Here is a 20,977-nt window from a genome sequence, read left to right as displayed (position 1 = left end):
GAAACAGCAGGTGAAGCGCCCCCGCCGCCCCGCGATCCGGCCGTCGGCCCCCGCGTCAGCCGGCGCCCGGTGGGGTGCGCTTCGAGTCGGCGAGTTCGTCGACCACGAGGGAGCGCTCGTCGATCGTGCCGTTGCGGTAGGCCTGGCGACCGACCATGTGCGCCGACAGCGGGGCGGTCGCGAACTGCATGAGCACGACGGGCGCCACGAGCAGCAGCCCCAGCGCGACTCCGATCACGGAGCGCTGCGAGAGCGCGATCGCCAGGCAGATCAGGAGCAGACCGAGCACCTGCGGCTTCGTGGCGGCATGCAGCCGGTTCGGTACGTCGCGCAGGCGGAGCAGGCCGATGCCGGCGATCAGGCACAGCAGCGCGCCGATCAGCACGAGCACCCAGACTGCGGTGTCCACCACGACGTCGGGGATCCGCAGCTCGAAGACGTTCATCGCTCTCCCCCGTCCCGGCGGGTGCGGTGGGCGAAGGTCTGGTTCATGATGACCCCGTTCATGACGGCGTGTTGTCCCTCCGCGCGACGTAACGCGCGACTGAGATGGACCCGAACACGCCCACCGCGGCGACGACGATCAGCACGGGCAGCGTGCGCGTGTGGTGGTTGATCGCCATATCGGCGCCGAGCACGCACATCACCTCCGTGAGCAGCACGTCGGCGGCGACCGCGCGGTCGAGGATCGACGGTCCGATCACGATGCGGATCACCGCGAGCACGGCGGCGACCGCGAACACGATCATGATGACGAGCAGCAGCGGATTCATCGGCGACCCTCCTCGGATCCGTGCGACGTGCCGGATCCGGTCGACGGACCGGATCCCTGCGGTCGGTGCGGCTTCGGCGAGGTCCCGGCCACCGTACCCCCGAGACGGTCCGCCTCGGCGCGCTCGTCCGCACGCAGCCGGGCTGCCTGCGCCGGCGATCCCAGCGCCCGCACGATGCGCCGCTCCCAGCGCAGCACGCCCGCGCGCTGTCGCTCCACGTCCTCGAGCGAGCGCACGCCGATCACGTGCAGATACAGGGTGCGGGTGTCGCGCTCGGCCTCGACCACGAGGGATCCGGGGATGAGCGACGACGTCACCGCGACGTGGGTCATGACGAGGTCGTCGGCGTAGCGCAGCGGCACCGCGATGATCGCGGCCCCCGGCGCGCGCCGCGGGTTCAGCACCTGCACCGCGACGCTGAGCGAGCCGTGCACGACGGCGGCCAGGAACTGCACCACCAGCAGCGCCGCCCACCACAGGTTGATCCGCCCGGAGAGCTCGATCGTGGGCAGCCGGAACACGCGCGTCACGAACAGCGCCACGGCGATGCCCGTCACGGCCGCCAGCACGGTGAACTGGCCCCAGAGCAGCATCCACAGCACGACCAGCCAGAGCAGGAACGGCAGCTGCAGGCCGATCTCGCGCCAGAGTCCGCGCTTCGTCCCAGGGCTCATGAGGAGGCCTCGTCCCCGTCGAGCATGTCGAGGTGCACGGGCTGCAGCAGGTTGGCGCCGATCCGCTCGCAGAGCCCGTAGATCGGGCCCGCGAAGACCGTCAGTGCGAGGGTGACGGCGACCATGCCTCCCGTGGCAAGGGTCATGATCGTCGGGATCCGGCGCCGCTCCTGCTGCTCGTCGGCGGCCGGTGCGCTGCCGAGATGGGCGATGCGCTCGTTCTCCATCTCCTCCGGCGTCTCGTCCTTGCTCCGCCAGAAGGCGAGGTTCCACGCGCGCATGAGCGCGTACAGCGTGAGCAGAGAGGTGAGCACGCCGCCGACGACGAGCACCCAGATCAGCGGGGTCGCGACCTGCGCGGCCGCCTGGAACAGCGCGAACTTGCCGATGAATCCCGAGAACGGCGGCAGACCGCCGAGGTTGATCGCCGGCACGAAGTACAGCACGGCGATGAGCGGCGCCGCCTTCATGAGGCCGCGCACCTTGAGGATCGAGGTGCTGCCCGCGCGGCGCTCGACCAGCCCCACCGCCAGGAACAGGGTGGTCTGCACGATGATGTGGTGCACGATGTAGTACACCGTCGCGCCGATCGCGGCAGGTGTCGCGATCGCCAGACCGAACACCATGTAGCCGACGTGGCTCACCAGGGTGAACGACAGGATCCTCTTCAGCTCTGCCTGCGCGACGGCGCCGAGTATTCCGATCACCATCGTCGCGAGCGCCACGATCATGAGCAGCGTGTTGATGCTCGACACGTTGAACAGCTGGGTCTCGGTGCGGATCAGCGCGTAGACACCGACCTTGGTGAGCAGGCCCGCGAACACCGCCGTGACCGGGGCCGGGGCGGTCGGGTAGGAGTCGGGCAGCCAGAACGACATCGGGAACACGGCCGCCTTGATGCCGAAGGCGACCACGAGCATGAGGTGCAGCACGAGCTGGGTGCTGGGCGGGATCTCCCCGATCCTCTCGGCGATCTGTGCCATGTTCACGGTGCCGAGCGCGGCGTAGATGAGCGCGATCGCCACGAGGAAAAGCACCGACGAGACCAGCGACACCACGATGTAGACCGCGCCGGTGCGGATCCGGGACTCGGTGCTGCCCAGCGTGATCAGCACGTAGGAGGCGACCAGGAGGATCTCGAAGCCGACGTAGAGGTTGAACAGGTCGCCCGCGATGAAGGCGTTGAAGATGCCCGCGGCGAGGATCAGATACGACGGATTGAAGATCGAGATCGGGGTCTCCTCGGCCCCGTCCGCGGCCCCCTGGCCCACCGAGAAGAGCAGCACGGCGACCAGCACGATGCTCGACACGAGCACGAGCAGGGCGGCGAGCCGGTCGACGTACAGCACGATGCCGAACGGGGCGGGCCAGCCGCCGACCATCACCGCGATCGGCTTGGTCTGATCCACGATGACGAGCAGGGTCGCTGCGATCACCGAGACCGCCGCGAGCGTGGCGACCGTGACGATGACCTGCACGCGCGTGTTGCGGCCGAACACGAGCGTGATCGCGGCGCCCAGCAGCGGGAGGGCGACGAGAAGCGGGACGAGGGCGTTCATCGCGGCTCCTCCCCCGGCTCGGGTCGTTCGTCAGGGCGCCGCGTTTCGTCTCGGTCGGCTTCGCCGTCCTCGCTCAACGACCCCGGTCCGGCTGTGGTCGTTGAGCGAGCACCGCCGGAGGCGGAGCGAGACGAAACGTCGTCTATCGGATCCGGCCGGTCCACCGGGGCGTCATCGATGAGACCGTCCAGATCCTTGGCATGCAGCACGCGGATCGGAGAGGTCGCGACGCCCACGAAGTCTGTCGTGGCGTCCTCGTCCTCGAGGTCGACCTCGTCGTCCATGAGGTCTTCCTCGATCTCCGTGCGCTCGCGCAGCGCGATGTCGGCCTCGTCGTCTTCGACCGTGTCGGCCTTGCCCAGCTGCCAGGAGCGGTAGATGAGCGCGAGCAGGAAGGCGGAGACGGCGAAGGTGATCACGATCGCCGTGAGCGTGAGCGCCTGCGGCAGCGGATCGCTCATGTCGCCGTCGATGCCGTAGAACGGCGCACGCCCCGGGCGCCCCATCACGATCAGCAGCAGCAGGTTCACGGCGTTCCCGAGCAGCAGGAACCCGATCAGCACGCGGGTCAGGCTGCGCTCGAGCATCGCGTACACGCCGCAGCCGAACAGCACCGCCATCACGATGATGAGCACCAGGGAGACGTCCATCAGATGTCCACCCCCCGCGCGCGCATCTCGAGGGTCTGCCGGTCGACCTCGGCGCCGAGGCTGCGTAGCACGTCGAGCACCAGCCCGATCACGACGAGGTAGACGCCGATGTCGAAGAACGTGGAGCTGACGAATTCGATGTGTCCGATGACGGGGATCTCCGCCTCCCACACGGTGCTGGTCAGCGGAGCCATCCCGAAGAACAGGGGTACCACGGCCGCGCCCACGGCGAGGATGAGCCCGGCACCGAGCAGACGACCGGCGTCGGTGGGCGCCGCTGCGCCCAGCTCCCAGCGGCCGCCCGCGATGTAGCGCATGACCAGGGCCATGCCCGCGACGAGGCCACCCGCGAAACCGCCGCCCGGGGCGTTGTGCCCCGCGAAGAGCAGGTAGATCGACACCACGATGATCGTGTGGAACAGAATCCGCACGATCACCTCGAGCAGGATCGAGCGGTTCTCCGGCTTCACATTGCCGCCGCCGACGAGCCACGCGCGCGGGGCGGTGTCGCCGGCGGTCTGCACGCGCACGCCTTCGGTCGTCTCGACGAGTGGCCGGCGGCGAGCCTGCCGCGGGCCCTCGGGGAGCGCTTTCGTGGCCGAGAGCCGGTCGGCGCGGTGCGTGACGAAGACGAGCGAGGCCACGCCGGTCGCCGCGAGTACGAGCACCGACAGCTCCCCCATCGTGTCCCAGCCGCGCAGGTCGACCAGGGCCACGTTCACCACGTTCTTGCCGTGCCCGAGGTCGTACGCGAGCTTCGGGAAAGCCTCGGAGATGGGTTCGGCGACCCGGGATCCGGTGGCGACGATCGCCACGAGCGCCATCATCACGCCGGCCGCGATGCCGAGGATCGCGCGCGGCACCCTTCCGACCGACGCATTGTGCTCACCCATCCGCGCAGGCAGCCGGCGCAGCACGAGCGCGAAGGTGACCAGAGTCACGGTCTCGACGAGGATCTGCGTGAGAGCGAGGTCGGGGGCGCCGCTCGTGCCGAACAGCACGACCATGCCGAGGCCCGTGACGGAGACCAGGACGACGCCGGTGTAGCGCTTCTGCGCCCGGATCGCGAGCAGGCCCGCGAAGATCATGATCGGCGCGACCACCAGTTGTACGGGGGTGTGCCAGGCGCTCAGCTGCGCGTTCGCCGGGCCGCCGGCGATGAGGGCCGTCGTCTCGCCCGCGATCACGACGACGAAGATCGTGCCGACGTAGACCGGCAGCGAACCGCGCTGCGTGAGCGAGGTGGTGACCACGGAGAGTCGATCGACGCTGCGCATCACGAGGTAGTACGCGTCCTGAGCGGTGAACCGCAGCAGGCGCGGGCGGCGGTCCCAGCCCAGGCGACGCGTGAGCGGGAACAACGCGAGACCGAGCAGCACGGCCCCGAGCGACAGGAACAGCGCGGGTGCCAGACCGTGCCAAAGGGCGAGGTACCCGGGATCCAGGTCCACGCCGTCGTAGCCGGGCGCCTTCGCGTCGTCCGCGTAGCCGTACAGCACCACGGTGACCGCGGAAGCGAGCGGCCCCAGCACGAGCGTGCCCAGGGCGAGCAGCACCGGCGACACCAGGAACCCGAACGGAGGCGAGGGCCATTCCGTGTCCGGCATGTAGGTGCCTACCGCATCCTTCTTCCGCCAGAACGCGCCCCAGAGGAACCTCGCACCGTATGCCGCGGTGAGTATGGATCCCAGGATCACGCCGACGAGCGCGACGATCCCCCAGGGGGATCCGCGCAGGGATTCGTCGAAGAGGGCCGCGAGCGTGGACTCCTTCGCCGCGAATCCGATCGTCGGGGGGATCCCCATCATGGATCCGACCGCGAGGAAGCCCGAGATCGCGAGCAGCGGGGCCTGGCGCCCGACGCCGCTGATCTCGGTGACGTCACGGGTGGAGAGCTGGCGGTCGATGACGCCGACGATCAGGAAGAGCGACGACTTGAACAGGGCGTGGCTGATCACGAGCGCGAGTCCCGCGAGCATCGCGTCGGGCGTTCCATAACCGAGCACGACGGTGAAGAAGCCGAGCTGGCTCACGGTGCCGAACGCGAGGATGCGCTTGAGGTCGGTCTCGCGCAGTGCCTGCACGCCGCCGAGCAGCATCGTGAACACACCCAGCGTGATCGTGATCGGCCGCCACGGACCGGACAGGGCGAACATCGGCGCGAACCGCGCGATGAGGTAGATGCCGGCCTTCACCATGGCCGCGGCGTGCAGGTAGGCGCTCACCGGAGTGGGGGCGGCCATGGCGCCCGGCAGCCAGAAGTGGAACGGGAAGATCGCGGACTTGCTGAGGGCGCCCACCAGCAGCAGCACGATCGCGGCGTCGACGACAGGGCCGGTGGGCGCGATCTCGAGGATCCGCGACATGCTCGACGTGCCGGCCTCGACGGCCAGGAACACCACCCCGATGAACATCGCGAGCCCGCCGAGCGTGGTCACCAGCAGGGCCTGCAGCGCAGCACGGCGGCTCGCACCGCGGCGGTGGTAGTGCCCGATCAGCAGGTAGGAGAGGATGCTGGTCAGCTCCCAGAACATGACCAGCAGCACCAGGTCGTCGGTCGTCACCAGCCCGTACATCGCGCCGGCGAACGCCAGCAGCACCGCCGCGAACTGGCCGATGCCCTCCTTCGAACCGCGGAAGTACCAGCGGCAGTACAGCAGCACGAGCGCGCCCACACCGGTGACGATCAGGGCCAGCAGCCAGCTCAGTTCGTCGAGCCGGAACGAGAGCGAGAGCCCGAGCTGAGGGATCCAGTCGATCGATTCCCGCGGCACCAGCGCGGGGTCATCGGATCCGGCGAGCACCTGAGGTGTGAGCACGATCAGATGCACGAACGCCGCGGCCGGCACGAGCGCCGCGACCGCGAAGGCGCGCGCGCCGATCCAGGAGACCAGCAGCGGCAGCAGCAGGGACGCGACGGCGAACACGGCGAGGAGCGTCAGCATGGCAGTCTCCTCTGGCTCGTCGGTCTCTGCAGGCTCAGCGGGTGAGCGTGCAGGTCGACACAGGCGGGCGGGTTCGGGTCCAGTTTACGTGCCGGATCCGGAATCGACCGCCGCCGTCGTCACGAAGCCGGCTCCGGCGAGGGCACAGGCCCGGTCGTGGTGCCCTCGCGGAACGTGCACGTGAAGCGGATCGACGCGGCCTGCTCCCCCGCCAGCAGCCGCGCGACGGCGTCTCCGGCGGCACGTCCCTTCTCCACCGCGGGCTGCACGGCGGTGGTGAGCACGTGCTCGCCGAGGCCGTCCACCGCGATGCCGTCGAACCCGGCCACGCTGACGTCCTCGGGAACGCGCAGGCCCGCCTCCTCCGCCGCGCGGATCACGCCCGCGGCGAGGAGGTCGCTCTGCGCGATGACGGCTGTCGGACGGGTCGGCGGATCCGCGAACAGGGTGCGCCCGGCGATGAGACCCTCGTCGATGAGGCTGCCTCCGGCGGACACCACGCGGGCCGCCGGGAACACCTCGAGCGTCGCGTCCAGGCGCGCCTTCGTCACGGGCGTCGTGATCGTCTCGATGCGCTCGGGCGTCGCGTCGCCGCGCACCTTGCCCCCGTCGAACGGCAGCGTCACCACGGCGATGCGCCGGTGCCCGAGCGCACGCAGGTGGTGCGCGATCTGCGCGGCCGCCTCGCCGTTGTCCAGCTCCATGCGGGGGACGTCGTCGCCGGCATCGCCCTCGATCACCACCACGGGCAGGCCGCGGTTGCGCACCGCCTGCAGGGTCTCGCGCATGCGCGGGCTGCAGCCGATCAGCACGGCGGCGTCGATGGGCGCCGTGGCCAGCGTCGGCGCATCGGCCCCGGCCTCGGGGTCGTCCCGCAGCAGCAGCACCCCGGCACCGAGCTCGGCGAGGCCGTCGGTGAGCCCGTCCATCGTCGCGGTCTTGATCGGATCCAGGAACGCGGTGCGCAGATGCTCCTCGAGCGCCACCGCGACGATGCCGCTGCGCCCCCGCCGCAGCGAGGCGGCGCGGGGGTCCGGGCCCGTGTAGCCGAGCTCCGCCGCGACCGCGAGCACCCGCTGCCGTGTGGCATCGGCGACGGGCGCCTTCCCGCTGAACACGACCGACGCGGTGGATGGGCTCACCCCCGCGGCACGCGCCACATCCGCGATCGTGGCGCGGCGGCGCACCGCCGCAGCATCCGGATCCGAGCTCATGCCTCGACAATAACATCGTTGGGAACACAGAGATCGAATCGATTCGATACACTGACCGCATGGACACCGCTCTCACCCGCTCCCAGTTCGTGCGCTGGCGCACCGCGATCTTCGCGATCTTCCTCGCCAGCGGTCTGTCCATCGCCACCTGGGCCTCGCGCGTGCCCGACATCAAGGCGGCGCTGCACATCGACAACGGCCAGATGGGCCTGCTGCTGCTGGGCATGGGCGTCTCGTCGATCATCGGCATCTCGACGAGTCCGGCGGTCATGGCGCGCACGGGGGCGCGCCTCGGCATGCTCCTCACGATGCTGAGCTTCGCGGTCGGCGTCGGCCTCGTCGGCCTGGGCACCAACGTGCTCGGGTCCGTACCGGTCGTGGTGACGGGGCTCGTGCTGTTCGGCCTCGGCAACGGATCGCTGGACGTGATGATGAACGTCGAGGCGACGGCGATCGAGCAGCAGATGGGCAGGACGATCCTGCCGGTGTTCCACGCCTTCTTCAGCTTCGGCACGGTGATCGGCGCGGGCGTGGGCGCCCTCGTGGTGCACCTCGGCCTGAACGTCGCGGCGCACACGCTGCTCATCGCCGTGGTCATCGCCGTGCTCGCCGTCGCCTGCTGGATGAACGTGCCCGACCGCGAAGCGACGCTCGACCCGCAGCCCGAGGAGAAGCCGCATTGGCGCGAGCGGATGCACACCGCACTCGAGGCCTGGCGCGAGCCCCGCACCTACTTCCTCGGCATCGTGATGCTGGGCATGTCGTTCGCCGAGGGCGGCGCCAACGACTGGCTGGCGCTCGGGGTGTCCGAGGACCACGGCGCCGGCCCCGCACTCGGCGCGGCGGCCCTGGCCACGTTCTCCGTCGCGATGACCGTGGTGCGCCTGTTCGGCGGCCCGCTCGTCGACCGCTTCGGGCGCGTCGTGGTGCTGCGGGTTCTCGCGATCACCGCGGCCGCCGGCATCCTGCTGTTCATCCTGGCGCCGAGCACCCCGCTGGTGTTCGTGGGTGCGGCGCTCTGGGGGATCGGGGCCTCGCTCGGCTTCCCGCTGGGCATGTCGGCCGCCGCCGATGACCCGGTCAAGGCCGCCGCGCGGGTGAGCGCAACCGCGACGATCGGCTACATCGCCTTCCTCGGCGGGCCGCCCGTGCTCGGCTTCATCAGCAACCACATCGGCCTGCTCAACACGCTCTACATCCTGGTCGTGCTGGCCGCGCTCTCGGGCCTGTTCTCCGGGGCGGCCCGCCCGCTGCGGGACGACGAGAAGGTCAGCGCCGGCTGAGCGTCATCGCCCACCGCTCACCCGGGCCATGCGGCATGGTTCATGTGGCTGACGTTGTCACGGATGGCTGACGGATCCGCCGGATTCCTCAGCCGTTCGTGACCGTGTCCGCCGAACGGGACGCCGCCCCGCCCGGATCCGACGTCATGCTGTGACGCCCGCATGTCGGATCTACGGATCCGCGGATCCATCGGGTGTCCGCCCGACGACCGCGCCGGCGCGGCTGCCCAGCGGGCTAGGCTCTTCGGGTGCGTCTCGTCATCGCCCGCTGCGCCGTGGACTACTCCGGCCGGCTCAACGCCCACCTGCCCCTCGCCACGCGTCTGCTCGTGCACAAGGGCGACGGCAGTCTGCTCGTGCACTCCGACGGCGGCAGCTACAAGCCGCTGAACTGGATGAGCCCGCCGTGCCGCCTCGAGTCGGAGCAGCCGGGGGAGGAGGAGGCGTCGGCCGGCGTCACCGAGGTGTGGCGGGTCACGCACCAGAAGATCGGCGACGCGCTGCGCGTGCAGATCTACGAGATCCTGCACGACTCGGCGCACGAACTGGGCATCGACCCCGGCCTGCAGAAGGACGGCGTCGAGGCTGATCTGCAGCGCCTCCTGGCCGAGCAGGTCGACCGGATCTCCGAGGGCGCCACTCTGGTGCGCCGCGAGTACCCGACCGCCATCGGCCCGGTCGATCTCATGGTGCGGGACGCCGATGGCGCCGCGATCGCCGTCGAGATCAAGCGCCGCGGCGACATCGACGGCGTGGAGCAGCTCACCCGCTACCTCGAACTGCTCGGCCGGGATCCGCACCTCGCTCCCGTGCAGGGCGTGTTCGCCGCGCAGGAGATCAAGCCCCAGGCCCGAGTGCTGGCCGAGGACCGGGGTATCCGGTGCCTCGTGCTCGACTACGAGGACATGAAGGGCATCGAATCCGGCATCCCGCGGCTGTTCTGAGACCGTATTCCCCGAGAGGCATGAACATGGCTGCATCCCCCTACACCTGCATCCTCTGGGACGTCGACGGCACGATCGCCGACGCCTCCGCCGGGATCCTGCCTCGTCTCGTCGAGGTGTACGCCGCGTTCGGCCTCCCGGAGCCCGCGCAGAGCGAGCTGTCCCGCTGGATCGGTCCGCCGATGTTCGAGTCGTTCCGCGACCTGGCCGGTCTGTCCGAGGCGGACGCGCATCTGGCGGTGCGGAAGTATCGCGAGCTGGCCATGCGCGACGGCTATGCCGCGAGCGTGCGGATCTACCCGGGGGTGGCCGAAGCACTGCAGACCGTCAAGGCCGCGGGGATCCCGCAGGCCACGGCGAGCTCGAAGCCGGAGAACCAGGTGCTGGCGATCCTGGAGCACTATGGCCTCATCGACGACTTCGTCGTCGTCGCCGGCGCCCTGCCCGATGCCGCAGGCCTGCACGACGGGAAGGAGGCGGTCCTCCGCCGCGCACTGAGCCGCCTGGCCGACGCGGGTGTCGACGTCAGCAGCCCCGTCCTGATCGGCGATCGCCTGCACGACATCGAGGGCGCAGCGCCGCTCGGCGTTCCCGTGATCTTCGTCACCTGGGGCTTCGGCGAGCCGGGGGAGTCGGCCGGCGCCGTCGCCGAGGTCGCGACCCCCGACGAGCTGCTGCGGATCCTGCTGCCCGCGGCCTGACCGGATCCGGCCGAGCCCGATCGCCCCGGCCTTCCGCGAGACCCGACTTCCATCTCGAGACCGACGATACGATCGTCGGTCTCGAGACACAGGTTCGGTCTCGCGGTCAGGGGTGCGGTTCTCACGGTCACCGCGGGTGGGTCAAGGAGCGCACAAAGAGAACTCCCCCGGTGCCGAAGCACCGGGGGAGTCAGAAGTCCGTGTCGCTCAGAGCGGACGGATGTTCTCGGCCTGCAGGCCCTTGGGGCCCTGCGCCACATCGAACTCGACGCGCTGGTTCTCGTCGAGCGAGCGGTAGCCGGAGGATGCAATGGCGGAGTAGTGCGCGAACACGTCAGCTCCACCGTCGTCGGGGGAGATGAAGCCGAAGCCCTTCTCCGAGTTGAACCACTTAACCGTGCCCTGAGTCATGTACTGCCTTCTTGCTTGGGCTTACGCCGGCGCAGACGCGTCGACGATGCTAACGCTATCCGAGTCGACCCGCATCGCAACACCCCGGATGACAAGGTGACGAAAATGTTGCAAGGCCGCGTGAGCGCCGGATCCGATCGGCGCCGGTCGCACTCATCGTGCGGAGCGGCACGCATGCCGACGAAATGGAGCGGGTCCCCACCGCGGGGGGAGCGATGGGGACCCAGGACGACCGGAGGGTGCGTCTGAGACCAGCATAACCCATGTTCGGAGATTTTGTCCCCCAAAAGGGGGACAAAATCTCTTCGCGGGGATATCATCGCAATACATCGGAATACTGGGGACGAAGCGGCCCCCTCGGGGGATCCATTGGGGACTGGATGCGCCGAGGGGGCCATTGCACGCACTGACCGCCGGTCTCTGGGGAAGACCTTCCGCCTTCGCTGGGGACGTCAGGCGGGAGCGGCCGTCTTCACGTGCGCGCGGTCCACACTAGGCGAGGGCGCGCACCCTGTCCAGGTGGCACGGGCGTGCCGATCGGAAAACGCTCTCAATCGGTCAGGGAGCGCCATTCTTCGGCGAGAATCCCGTAGTTCATGCCATCCATCCACTCGCCGCTGCGGTGCAGGGCCGTGCCACGGCTGTGCTCCTCACGCCGCATTCCGAGCCGCTCCATCATCCGCCACGAGGCCTCGTTCGCGGCGAAGCAGCCCGCGCTGACCCGCCGCAGCCCGAGCGCGGTGAAGCACGCGGCCATCACCGCGCGCACCGCCTCGGTCGCGTAGCCCCGGCCCTGCTGCGCGGGATCCATGGCCCAGCCGAGCTCCGCCTGCACACCCGCGGCCTGCGCGCGCACCTCGGCCTGAGACCAGGCGTCCTCGACGCGCACCATGATGTCGCCGATCACGCCGGTGCCGGGCAGCTCCACGAGCAGGGTGATCGCGAGCCGGTCCGGATCCGTGAAATGCGCACGGAACTCCTCGGCATCGGCGGGCGCCGTGGTCAGCCAGCGGGAGACCTCGTCGAGACGGCGGTAGCGCCACACGGCGTCGGAGTCGGCCGGCGTGCTCGCGCGCACGATCAGCCGCTCGGTGCGCAGCGGGAGGGCGATCCGTTCCAGAGCGGAGGGGGTCATGCCTCCAGGCTACGGTCCGGATCCGACATCCGGGCGGCGCGCACGTCGACGAGCCCGTCCAGGGCCTGCAGCAGGCGCTCGGCACCCGGCCGGTCCGGGGTCGCCCGGGTGTGCACCAGCACGTTCATCGCGGCGAGCACGAGCGACACCGCGCGCACGGCCTCGTCATGATCGGCCGCCCGGCGCTCGGCGAGGTCGATGAGCTGCTCGCGCACGGATCCCATCCACTGCGAGAACGCGGGCAGCAGCTCGGGCCGGCGGATGAGCAGCTGCTTGATGCGCTGCCGGTCCATGCCCTCGTCCATCGACGAGCCGACGACCTCGCACAGCGCCGGTACGAGCTCGCCGCGAGCATGCAGGAAGCGCGTCACCACGTCGGCGGCGGCCCCGGACTCCGGCAGCTTCAGCGCCGCAGCCGCCTTCGACGGGAAGTAGTTGAAGAAGGTCCGCGGCGAGACGTCGACGGCCTCGCAGATCTGCTCGATCGTGGTGCCGTCGAGGCCCTGCTCCTCGACGAGGCGCAGGGCCGCCTCGTGCAGAGCCTGACGGGTCTGCTGCTTCTTGCGCTCACGTCGGCCCTCACCGGCGCGCTCGCTCGCGGCGCCCCGGCCGTCGGCGGTCTCGATCATGGTCATCATCCTTCCCGACGGGAGGGCCGGAACGGGAATCCGCCCGTTCCGGCCCGTCCGCTCAGGCCTGCTGGGTCCTGATGGTGCCGGTCTCGCTGACGCCGGCCTCGTCGGCCTGCTCCTGCAGCGCCGAGCGGGTGCGCAGCGGCGGAGCCTTGAAGAACCAGCTCAGCACGAACGCGAGCATGAGCACCCCGAAGCCGACCCAGTAGATGATGTCGATGGCCTGCGTGAAGCCGACCATGAACGGCTTGGTGAGCACGGGGTCCGCGCCGTTCAGGAACGACGTGTCACTCACCGAGCTGCTGGATCCGCTCGACGCCTTCGACGTGCCCTTGTCGATCTCCTTGACGATGTTCGGCACGAGCTGATCGACCCAGTAGGAGCGCTGATCCTTGTTCGACCAGTCCACGACCACCTTGCCGTCCTGCACCGTCGCGTGCGCCTTGTCGGCGACCGCCTGCAGAGCCGCGGCCTCGGCCGCCGGTGTCGCCTCCGCCACCTTCTGGTCGATCACGGTCTGTGCCGCGGCCGCCGGGAGCTGACCCGCGGCGACGGCCTGGTTCACGCCGTCGGTGACCTTCTGCGTCACGGCCTCGCCGGCCGCGGTCTTCGCCGCGGCAGCGCCCTTGTCGAGCTGCGCCTGGATGTTCTGCTCGAGCGGACCGGTGATCGGCGTCCACAGCTGCTTCATCACGGCCTTGTTCTGCTCCTTGCCGGCCACGGCAGGATCCAGGGCCGCGTTCAGCGCGGCGGTCAGCGTCGGCTTGTCCGCCATGCTGTGCGTGATGTTCAGCGGCAGCAGCGTGAACAGGATCGAGAGCATGATCGCGGTGCCCAGCGTTCCGCCGATCTGGCGGAAGAAGGTCGCGGCGCTCGTGGCGACGCCCATGTCGGGGGCGGCGACCGCGTTCTGGCTCGCCATGGTGAGCGACTGCATGAGCTGGCCGAGACCGAGGCCCACCACGAACATACCGATCATCATGAACCACACCGGCGTGCTGGACGAGACGAACGTGAGCAGCAGGAAGCCGAGCGCCGTGCACAGCGTGCCCGTGCGCGGGAAGATGCCGTACTTCCCGGTGCGCGACGTGATCTGACCGGCCGCCATCGACGACGTCATGAGGCCCACGACCATCGGCAGCATGGCGAAGCCCGACTCCGTGGGCGTCAGGCCGGCGACGATCTGCATGTACAGCGGGATGGTCATCATCGCGCCGAACATGCCGAAGCCGACGAGCACGCCGATGACGGTCGCCATCGAGAACGTGTTGGAGTGGAACAGCCGGATCGGGATGATCGCGTCGTCCTTCATCGCGATCTCGATCAGCACGAAGGCGATCGCCCCGAGGCCGCCGATCACGTAGCAGGCGATCGCGGCGAACGACGACCAGCCCCACTCGCGGCCCTGCTCGGCCACCAGCAGCAGCGGCACCAGCGCCACGATCACGGCCGTCGCACCCCACCAGTCGATGCGCGGGTTCGTGTGCTTCCCGACCTTGGGGAGGTGCAGGAACGCGATCACCATGGCGAGCGCGATGAGGCCGATCGGCAGGTTGATGAGGAACACCCAGCGCCATCCGGAGATCCAGAGGATCTCGTTCGCACCGGCGAACAGACCGCCCACGAGCGGGCCGATCAGCGACGAGATGCCGAACACGGCGAAGAAGTAGCCCTGGTACTTGGCACGCTCACGCGGGGCGAGGATGTCGGCCATGATCGCGAGCGGCAGCGACATCAGCGCACCGGCGCCGATGCCCTGGAAGGCGCGGAAGCCGGCCAGCATCAGCATCGACGTCGAGAACGTCGAGAGCACGGATCCGATGATGAACACCGAGATGCCGAAGATGAACAGCGGCCGGCGGCCGAAGATGTCGCTGAGCTTGCCGTAGATCGGCACCGAGATCGTCGACGTGATCAGATACGCCGTGGTGACCCAGGCCTGCTGGTCGAGGCCGTGCAGGTCGTCGCCGATCGTGCGGATCGCCGTGCCGACGATCGTCTGGTCGAGAGACGACAGGAACATGCCGGCCATGAGGCCGTAGATGACGAGCAGGATCTGCCTGTGCGTCATGATCGGGGCGTTGTGCTTGCGCTCGGTGCGCGTCGCCCCTGTGGTTGCAGTCGCGGTGGACATGGAGTCCCTTCGGGTGGATCGAGGACGCCGGAGCTCGTCGTCGACACCCGTCGCCTCGAGCGCCGACGTTGGCGGCAAGAATGTTGCAGCCCTGCAAGATTACACGATGGGAAAGGTTGCGCAAACGCAGTTTCGCTATGAGATTCCTGGATCTGCGGGGATCCGGCTCAGGCCGCGTCGCGCAGCAGGGCGCCCCGGGCGGCCACCAGCTGCTCCACGGCCTCGAGCAGCCGTGCGGCACCGGGGCGTTCGCCGCCGGCGGTGCCGTCGTGCACGATCACGCTGAGCGCCGCCATGGTGAGCGCGACGGCGGCCATCGCCTCGGCGTCATCCGCGCGCTCGCGGACCAGGTGGAAGTACTGCTCCCGCACGCCGCCCATCCACTGCGCGAAGGCCGGCATGAGCTCGGGGCGCCGCATCACCAGGGCCTTCATGCGCTTGCGCTGCTGGGCGTCGTCCATCGAGGCGCCGATGAGTTCGCACAGCGCCGGCACCAGCTCGCCCTCGGCCGCGCGGAACGCATCGGCGCCCTCGGGGGAGATCCCGGAGTCGGGCAGGTCCAGGGCGGCGGCCGCCTTCGAAGGGAAGTAGTTGAAGAAGGTGCGCGGCGAGACGTCGACCGCCTCGCAGATCTGCTCGACCGTGGTGCCGTCGAGGCCCTTCTCATCCACCAGCCGCAGCGTGGCCTCGTGCAGCGCCAGGCGCGTCTGCTGCTTCTTGCGCTCACGGCGCCCGCAGTTCTCCGCGTGCGGATCCGCCGCGGTCATCTCATCGAAGTTCGTCATCTCGCTCTCCTCGAGCGCCGGGGCGGATGGGCCCCGGCGCTCGTCAGGCTCTGCTCAGGCCTTGTGGGTCCTGATGCTCCCGGTCTCGGTCATGCCGGCCTTGTCCGCTTGCTCCTGCAGGGCGGAACGCGCGCGCAGCGGCGGCACCTTGAAGAACCAGGTGAGCACGAACGCGAGCAGGATCACGCCGAACCCGACCCAGTAGAGCGTCACGAGACCCTGGATGAAGCCGATCATGAACGGCTTGCTGAGCGCCGCGTCCGCACCGGTCAGGAAGGAGGTGTCGTTCACCGCGGTGCCGGAACCGGATCCGGAGGCGTCGTTCTCCTTCTTCTTGATCTCGTCCTGCAGCGTCGGCACCAACTGGTCGACCCAGTAGGTGCGCTGGTCGTGATCGGCCCAGTCGACCGCGACCGTGTCGCCCTGCACCGAGGCGTGCGCCTTCTCGGCGACCGCGGTCAGCACCTTCTGGTGCGCGGCGGCCTCGGCGGCGGGGGTCGCCTCGGCGACCTTCTGCGCGATCACGGCGGGCGCGGCCTCGGCGGGCAGCTGACCCGCGGCGACGGCCTGGTTCACGCCGGCGGTCACCGCGCTGGTGACGGCGTCGCCCGCGGCGGCCTTCGCCTTCGTGTCGCCCTCGGCCACGCCCTTGTCGAGCTGCGCCTGGATGTTCTCGGTCAGCGGACCGACGATCGCGCTCCACTGCTGCTTCATGATCGCGGCGTTCTCGGCCTTGGACGACGTCGCCGGATCCAGAGCCGCGTCCAGCGCGGCACTCAGGTTCGCCTTGTCCTCGGTGGCGTGCAGGATGTTGGCCGGGAGCATCGAGAACAGCACGGAGAGCATGACGGCCGTACCCAGGGTTCCGCCGATCTGGCGGAAGAAGGTGGCGGCGCTCGAGGCGACGCCCATCTCGTGCGGGTCGACCGAGTTCTGGCTGGCGAGCGTCAGCGGCTGCATGAGCTGGCCGAGCCCGAGACCCAGCACGAACATGCCGACGAAGATCTGCCACAGCGGCGTCTCGTACCGGATGAGCGTGAGCGAGAAGAAGCCGACCGCCGTGAACAGCGTGCCGAGGACCGGGAAGATGCGGTACTTGCCGGTGCGCGCGGTGAGCTGACCCGAGGCGAGTGAGGCGATCATGAGACCGACGATCAGCGGCAGCATCGACAGGCCGGACTCGGTCGGGTTCATCCCCACGACGATCTGCATGTACAGCGGGATGGTCATCATCGCGCCGAACATCGCGAAGCCGACGAGGAAGCCCAGTACGGTGGCCATCGAGAAGGTGCCGGAGCGGAACAGCTTCAGCGGGATGATCGCGTCGTCCTTCATGAGGGCCTCGATCACGATGAACGCGACGAGCCCGATGCCGCCGATCACGTAGCAGGCGATGGAAGCGACGGAGTCCCAGCCCCAGGCGCGGCCCTGCTCGACGACGATGAGCAGCGGCACGAGCGCCACGATCACGGCCGTCGCACCCCACCAGTCGATCCGCGGACCCTGGCGCTTCCCCACCTTCGGCAGGTGCAGGAACGTGATCACCATGAACAGCGCGAACAGGCCCAGCGGGATGTTGATGAGGAACGTCCAGCGCCAGCCGTCGATCCAGAGGATCTCCTTCGCGCCGGCGAACAGACCGCCGACCAGCGGGCCGATCACGGTCGCGATGCCGAAGACCGCGAAGAAGTAGCCCTGGTACTTGGCACGCTCACGCGGGGCGAGGATGTCTCCCATGATCGCGAGGGGGAGCGCCATGAGGGCACCGGCGCCGATGCCCTGGAACGCGCGGAACGCGGCGAGCATCATCATCGAGGTCGAGAACGCGGAGAGCGTGGATCCCAGGATGAAGATGACGATGCCGAGGATGAACAGAGGCCGGCGGCCGAAGATGTCACTGAGCTTGCCGTAGATCGGCACGGCGATGGTCGAGGTGATGAGGAACGCCGTGGTGACCCAGGCCTGCTGGTCGAGGCCGTGCAGGTCGTCACCGATCGTGCGGATCGCGGTGCCGAAGACGGTCTGCGCGAGCGACGACAGGAACATGCCGCTCATCAGGCCGTAGATCACGAGCATGATCTGCTTGTGCGTCATGATCGGCTTCGCGGCGAGCGGGGCGGGCGCCTCGACCGTTGTGACGGTGTCGGTGGCGGTTGCCATGGAGGTCCTTCCAGGAGAACGGGGGATGGAGCGGTGCGGATCCTGCCCGCGGACTTCGTCGATCGACGCGGGCGCCGACGCCGGCGCAAAACTTGCAACCCTGCAATGTTACACCCTTGCAAGCTTTCCTGCACGCACGGATTCGGATCCAGGCCGCCGGGCCGTCCGTCTTGTCGGAGGCATCCGTCACGATGGACGCATGGCCGACGGCTACGACTCCGGGTTCCTCTCTTCATCCGTTCCCCTTCCGCGCCCTGCGCAGGAGGTGCGCGAGCTCTCGTATCCGCGCTTCACGGTGCTGCTGGATCCGGGCCGCAAGCTCGCCGCGGCCACCGGGGTGAACATCGACGGGCGCACGATGCGCGATCTGCCGCGCACGGGCGAGTGGCGACTCGACCCTCGGGTGGGCGAGGACGAACAGACCGGTCCGGCCGTCTACGCGCGCAACGATCTCGATCGGGGCCACCTGGTGCGCCGTCGCGATCCCGGCTGGGGTGAGACCGGCGAGGCGCGGACGGCGATGGAGGCCACCTTCGTCTACCCGAACGCCGCGCCGCAGGCCGCCCGGTTCAATCAAGGTCCCGAACTGTGGCTCGGGCTCGAGGACCACGTGATGTCCTACGCCGAGGCGACCGAGCAGCGCCTCTCCGTGTTCACCGCTCCCGTGCTCGCCGACGATGACCCGCCGTACCGCGGCATCCTGATTCCGCTGCGGTTCTGGAAGATCGCGGCCTGGGTCTCGTCCGGCTCGCTCGCGGCGGCAGGGTTCGTGCTCGACCAGACGGAACTGGTCGACGCCGGCAACGGGCTGCTCCCGGTCGCACCGCTCGGAGGCTTCCGCACCTTCCAGGTGCCCGTCGCAGACATCGCCGCCCTCGCCGGCGCCGACGTCGGGCCGCTCGTCGCGGCCGATGTGCTGCCCCCGCGCACGGTACGGGCGGAGGAGTGGATTCCACTGCAGAGCGACGACGACATCGTGCTCTGAGTCCGTGACCGGCCGACGGATCGGGGAGCGTGCTCAGCCCGCGGGCAAGTCGGCGCAGTCCGGGGTCGGCGCCTTGCCGTCCCAGCGGTCCAGGGTCCACTGCTCGAGCTGCGGCGTGAGGGGCGAGTCTGGCCCGACCAGCTCCACGTGCCCGAGTCCCGGGTAGGTGCGGTAGTCGATCGGGATCCCCGCGTCGCAGCGGGCCTGCACCCACTCATGCTGGATCGCCGGCTTGACGAGCGGATCCGCGAGCCCCTGAGCGACGAGCAGAGGGGCGGGGAACGGCCCAGTGGGCTCCTGCTTCTTGAGCTCGTCCCCGAACGGGCCGTCGAGCAGAGCGTTCGGGAAGATCTGGTTCGGCACCTGGCTGCCGCGCAGGATCGCCGCGAGCCCGTCCCGGCCGTTGAAGCAGAGCCCGCCGATGCGCTCCACAGGACCTGCGGATCCGGGGGTGAGGTTCTTCTCGACGTCGAGGTCGGGGAACACCTTGTCCCAGGTCGCCGCGATGTACGCCGACACCGTCTTGCCCGCTGTCTCCGACTTGATGGCCTCGGCGAGCGCGTACAGGTTGGATGCCGGTGCGAACGCGGCGACGCCCTTGACCGTGAGCTCCGGCGCGTACGACCCGGCGATCTGGCCGGTCCACAGCGACCCCTGGCCGCCCTGCGAGTGGCCCCAGATCACGGTGTCGGTCGAGACCTTGAGCTCGCTGAAACCGAGCACGGCCTTGGAGGCGTCCCACACGTTGCGCGCCTCCGCGTCGCCCACGAGGTAGGGGTGCGGACCCTTGGTGCCCAGGCCGATGTAGTCGCTCGTCACGGCGACCCAGCCGTGCTTCACGACCATGTCGACCATGGCCGTGCCCGCACCGTCGGCGAACGGCGCGGCGCTGAGCGAGGGTGCACAGCCGGGGACCACGCCGACCGTGCCGTGCGAGACGGTGAGCAGCGGGAGCGGATCCGGCCCGGGGGTCGCAGGTGCGAGCACCGTGCCGCTGCTCACCGCCGGGGATCCGTCGGGATTCGTGGTCGTGTAGAGGATGCGCCAGGCCCTCGCCCCGGCGGGCACTCCGACGGTCATCGGCTCGGAGCGGATCAGCGCGCCGGCCTTCGACGGCACATCGGCGGGCGGCGTGTAGAAGGCGTCCGGCGCCGGCAGCGGAGTGCCGCCGAGCAGCACGCCGCTGCCCGCGGCGAGCGCGACCGCCAGGACGAGCGCGACGCTCGCCCCGATCGTGCGGAGCCAGCGCACCCCGCGGCGTCCGCCCGGGGCGCGGTGCCCGGAGGAGCGTCGCCACAGCGCCCGCACGAGAAGCTGCAGCCCGATGAAGACGAACCACGCGCCCACTCCGAGGCGGAACACGACCAGCGTCAGCACGGGCCAGAACACGGTGATCGTCGCGACCGCGAGCGTCGCGACGGCCGCGATGATCCCGGTGACGCGCTGATCCGCGCCGGGTCGGAGGGCGCGCACGGCGGTCGCCACGGCGAAGGCGACCAGCGCGACAGTGAGCAGCGTGGACAGCAGCGGCGCACCGGCGACCGGCCACAGCGCCATGCCCAGACCGAGCAGCACCAGCAGCACGCCGAGCACGCGCGAGACGATCACGGCCGCCGGACGCGACCCGGATCCAGCGCCCTCACCGGGCTCGCCGGCGTCGCCCGCCGTGAGCAGCACGGCGAACCCCGCCAGCGCGATCCCGATCCCGGTGACCAACGCGATCGTCTGCACCGTCATCGACACGAGGAGGAAGACGACACCGACCGCGACGAGCGCGAGACCCAGCACGATGCGGATGGGCGTGCTCTGCCGCGCGATCATCACGGACAGGCGACGGAACGATCCCGTGCGCCCCTCGTGCGGTTCGGGCGCAGTTGCGGACTCGCTCGGAACCACGGCGTCTCCTTCGGCTCGCACCGCGGTCCGCGGCTGACGCCAGGGTAGCCGCGCACGGGTCGCCTGTGAAGCTCCTGTGACCGGTGCCGCCGGCCG

18 protein-coding genes are annotated in these 20,977 nt (G+C 69.7%); 4 read left to right on the top strand and 14 right to left on the bottom strand.

The features are described from left to right. Positions 1 to 55 precede the first annotated feature (55 nt). The 7 genes from mnhG to ACFWCK_RS15465 all read right to left on the bottom strand — a co-directional run bounded on the left by mnhG (position 56) and on the right by ACFWCK_RS15465 (position 7,815). Positions 56 to 445: a monovalent cation/H(+) antiporter subunit G gene (mnhG, locus tag ACFWCK_RS15495; protein WP_233310772.1), complete on the bottom strand. Its 390-nt coding sequence runs from the start codon at positions 443 to 445 to the stop codon at positions 56 to 58. Between the two features lie 58 nt (positions 446 to 503). Continuing rightward, on the bottom strand, positions 504 to 773 hold the full coding sequence (locus ACFWCK_RS15490; protein WP_045271280.1) for a monovalent cation/H+ antiporter complex subunit F: 270 nt from the start codon (positions 771 to 773) through the stop codon (positions 504 to 506). Then, positions 770 to 1,447 (bottom strand): Na+/H+ antiporter subunit E, encoded by a 678-nt coding sequence (locus tag ACFWCK_RS15485; RefSeq protein WP_378806689.1) that lies wholly within the window; start codon positions 1,445 to 1,447, stop codon positions 770 to 772. Before ACFWCK_RS15485 ends, ACFWCK_RS15490 begins: the two co-directional genes overlap by 4 nt. Continuing rightward, complete coding sequence (locus tag ACFWCK_RS15480; protein WP_233310774.1) at positions 1,444 to 3,006, bottom strand: Na+/H+ antiporter subunit D; 1,563 nt, start codon at positions 3,004 to 3,006, stop codon at positions 1,444 to 1,446. Before ACFWCK_RS15480 ends, ACFWCK_RS15485 begins: the two co-directional genes overlap by 4 nt. Beyond that, entirely contained in the window at positions 3,003 to 3,656 is a 654-nt protein-coding gene (locus tag ACFWCK_RS15475) for a Na(+)/H(+) antiporter subunit C (protein ID WP_233310775.1), read from the bottom strand. Before ACFWCK_RS15475 ends, ACFWCK_RS15480 begins: the two co-directional genes overlap by 4 nt. Continuing rightward, positions 3,656 to 6,601 carry a Na+/H+ antiporter subunit A gene (locus tag ACFWCK_RS15470; protein WP_378806688.1) on the bottom strand — a complete coding sequence of 982 codons (2,946 nt, stop codon included), beginning with the start codon at positions 6,599 to 6,601 and terminating at the stop codon, positions 3,656 to 3,658. The genes ACFWCK_RS15475 and ACFWCK_RS15470 overlap by 1 nt, the downstream gene beginning before the upstream one ends. 119 nt (positions 6,602 to 6,720) lie before the next feature. Beyond that, on the bottom strand, positions 6,721 to 7,815 hold the full coding sequence (locus ACFWCK_RS15465) for a LacI family DNA-binding transcriptional regulator (protein ID WP_233310777.1): 1,095 nt from the start codon (positions 7,813 to 7,815) through the stop codon (positions 6,721 to 6,723). A gap of 59 nt (positions 7,816 to 7,874) precedes the next feature. Between ACFWCK_RS15465 and ACFWCK_RS15460 the strand changes: the two genes are divergently transcribed. From ACFWCK_RS15460 to ACFWCK_RS15450, 3 genes are all read left to right on the top strand, one after another. Next, the gene (locus ACFWCK_RS15460) at positions 7,875 to 9,098 is read left to right on the top strand and encodes an MFS transporter (RefSeq protein ID WP_378806687.1); all 1,224 of its coding nucleotides are present in this window, start codon (positions 7,875 to 7,877) and stop codon (positions 9,096 to 9,098) included. Positions 9,099 to 9,346: 248 nt separating this feature from the next. Continuing rightward, complete coding sequence (gene nucS / locus ACFWCK_RS15455; RefSeq protein ID WP_378806686.1) at positions 9,347 to 10,042, top strand: endonuclease NucS; 696 nt, start codon at positions 9,347 to 9,349, stop codon at positions 10,040 to 10,042. A 26-nt stretch (positions 10,043 to 10,068) separates the two neighbouring features. Beyond that, positions 10,069 to 10,743, top strand: coding sequence for an HAD hydrolase-like protein (locus ACFWCK_RS15450; RefSeq protein ID WP_378806685.1), 675 nt, complete (start codon positions 10,069 to 10,071; stop codon positions 10,741 to 10,743). Positions 10,744 to 10,950: 207 nt separating this feature from the next. On the opposite strand, the gene ACFWCK_RS15445 is transcribed toward ACFWCK_RS15450, so the two are convergent. From ACFWCK_RS15445 to ACFWCK_RS15420, 6 genes are all read right to left on the bottom strand, one after another. Next, positions 10,951 to 11,154 (bottom strand): cold-shock protein, encoded by a 204-nt coding sequence (locus ACFWCK_RS15445; RefSeq protein WP_045250254.1) that lies wholly within the window; start codon positions 11,152 to 11,154, stop codon positions 10,951 to 10,953. Between the two features lie 550 nt (positions 11,155 to 11,704). After that, entirely contained in the window at positions 11,705 to 12,289 is a 585-nt protein-coding gene (locus ACFWCK_RS15440) for a GNAT family N-acetyltransferase (protein WP_233310781.1), read from the bottom strand. After that, the gene (locus tag ACFWCK_RS15435) at positions 12,286 to 12,918 is read right to left on the bottom strand and encodes a TetR/AcrR family transcriptional regulator (protein ID WP_233310782.1); all 633 of its coding nucleotides are present in this window, start codon (positions 12,916 to 12,918) and stop codon (positions 12,286 to 12,288) included. The genes ACFWCK_RS15440 and ACFWCK_RS15435 overlap by 4 nt, the downstream gene beginning before the upstream one ends. 61 nt (positions 12,919 to 12,979) lie before the next feature. Further along, entirely contained in the window at positions 12,980 to 15,055 is a 2,076-nt protein-coding gene (locus tag ACFWCK_RS15430; RefSeq protein ID WP_233310783.1) for an MDR family MFS transporter, read from the bottom strand. A gap of 167 nt (positions 15,056 to 15,222) precedes the next feature. Next, entirely contained in the window at positions 15,223 to 15,840 is a 618-nt protein-coding gene (locus tag ACFWCK_RS15425; RefSeq protein WP_378806684.1) for a TetR/AcrR family transcriptional regulator, read from the bottom strand. Positions 15,841 to 15,894: 54 nt separating this feature from the next. Continuing rightward, positions 15,895 to 18,000, bottom strand: a complete 2,106-nt coding sequence (locus ACFWCK_RS15420) for an MDR family MFS transporter (protein WP_378806683.1) — start codon at positions 17,998 to 18,000, stop codon at positions 15,895 to 15,897. 199 nt (positions 18,001 to 18,199) lie between these two features. Between ACFWCK_RS15420 and ACFWCK_RS15415 the strand changes: the two genes are divergently transcribed. After that, positions 18,200 to 18,985 (top strand): DNA/RNA non-specific endonuclease, encoded by a 786-nt coding sequence (locus ACFWCK_RS15415; protein ID WP_378806682.1) that lies wholly within the window; start codon positions 18,200 to 18,202, stop codon positions 18,983 to 18,985. A gap of 33 nt (positions 18,986 to 19,018) precedes the next feature. Here the strand turns inward: ACFWCK_RS15415 and ACFWCK_RS15410 are convergent, their stop codons facing one another. After that, positions 19,019 to 20,881 carry a lipase family protein gene (locus ACFWCK_RS15410; protein WP_378806681.1) on the bottom strand — a complete coding sequence of 621 codons (1,863 nt, stop codon included), beginning with the start codon at positions 20,879 to 20,881 and terminating at the stop codon, positions 19,019 to 19,021. Positions 20,882 to 20,977 lie beyond the last annotated feature (96 nt).

It is taken from the genome of Microbacterium sp. NPDC060117, assembly GCF_042729315.1.
In the GTDB taxonomy this organism is placed as follows: Bacteria; Actinomycetota; Actinomycetes; order Actinomycetales; family Microbacteriaceae; genus Microbacterium.
The sequence above is the reverse complement of the archived record's forward strand: the minus strand, read 5'-3'. Positions and strand labels throughout refer to the sequence as shown.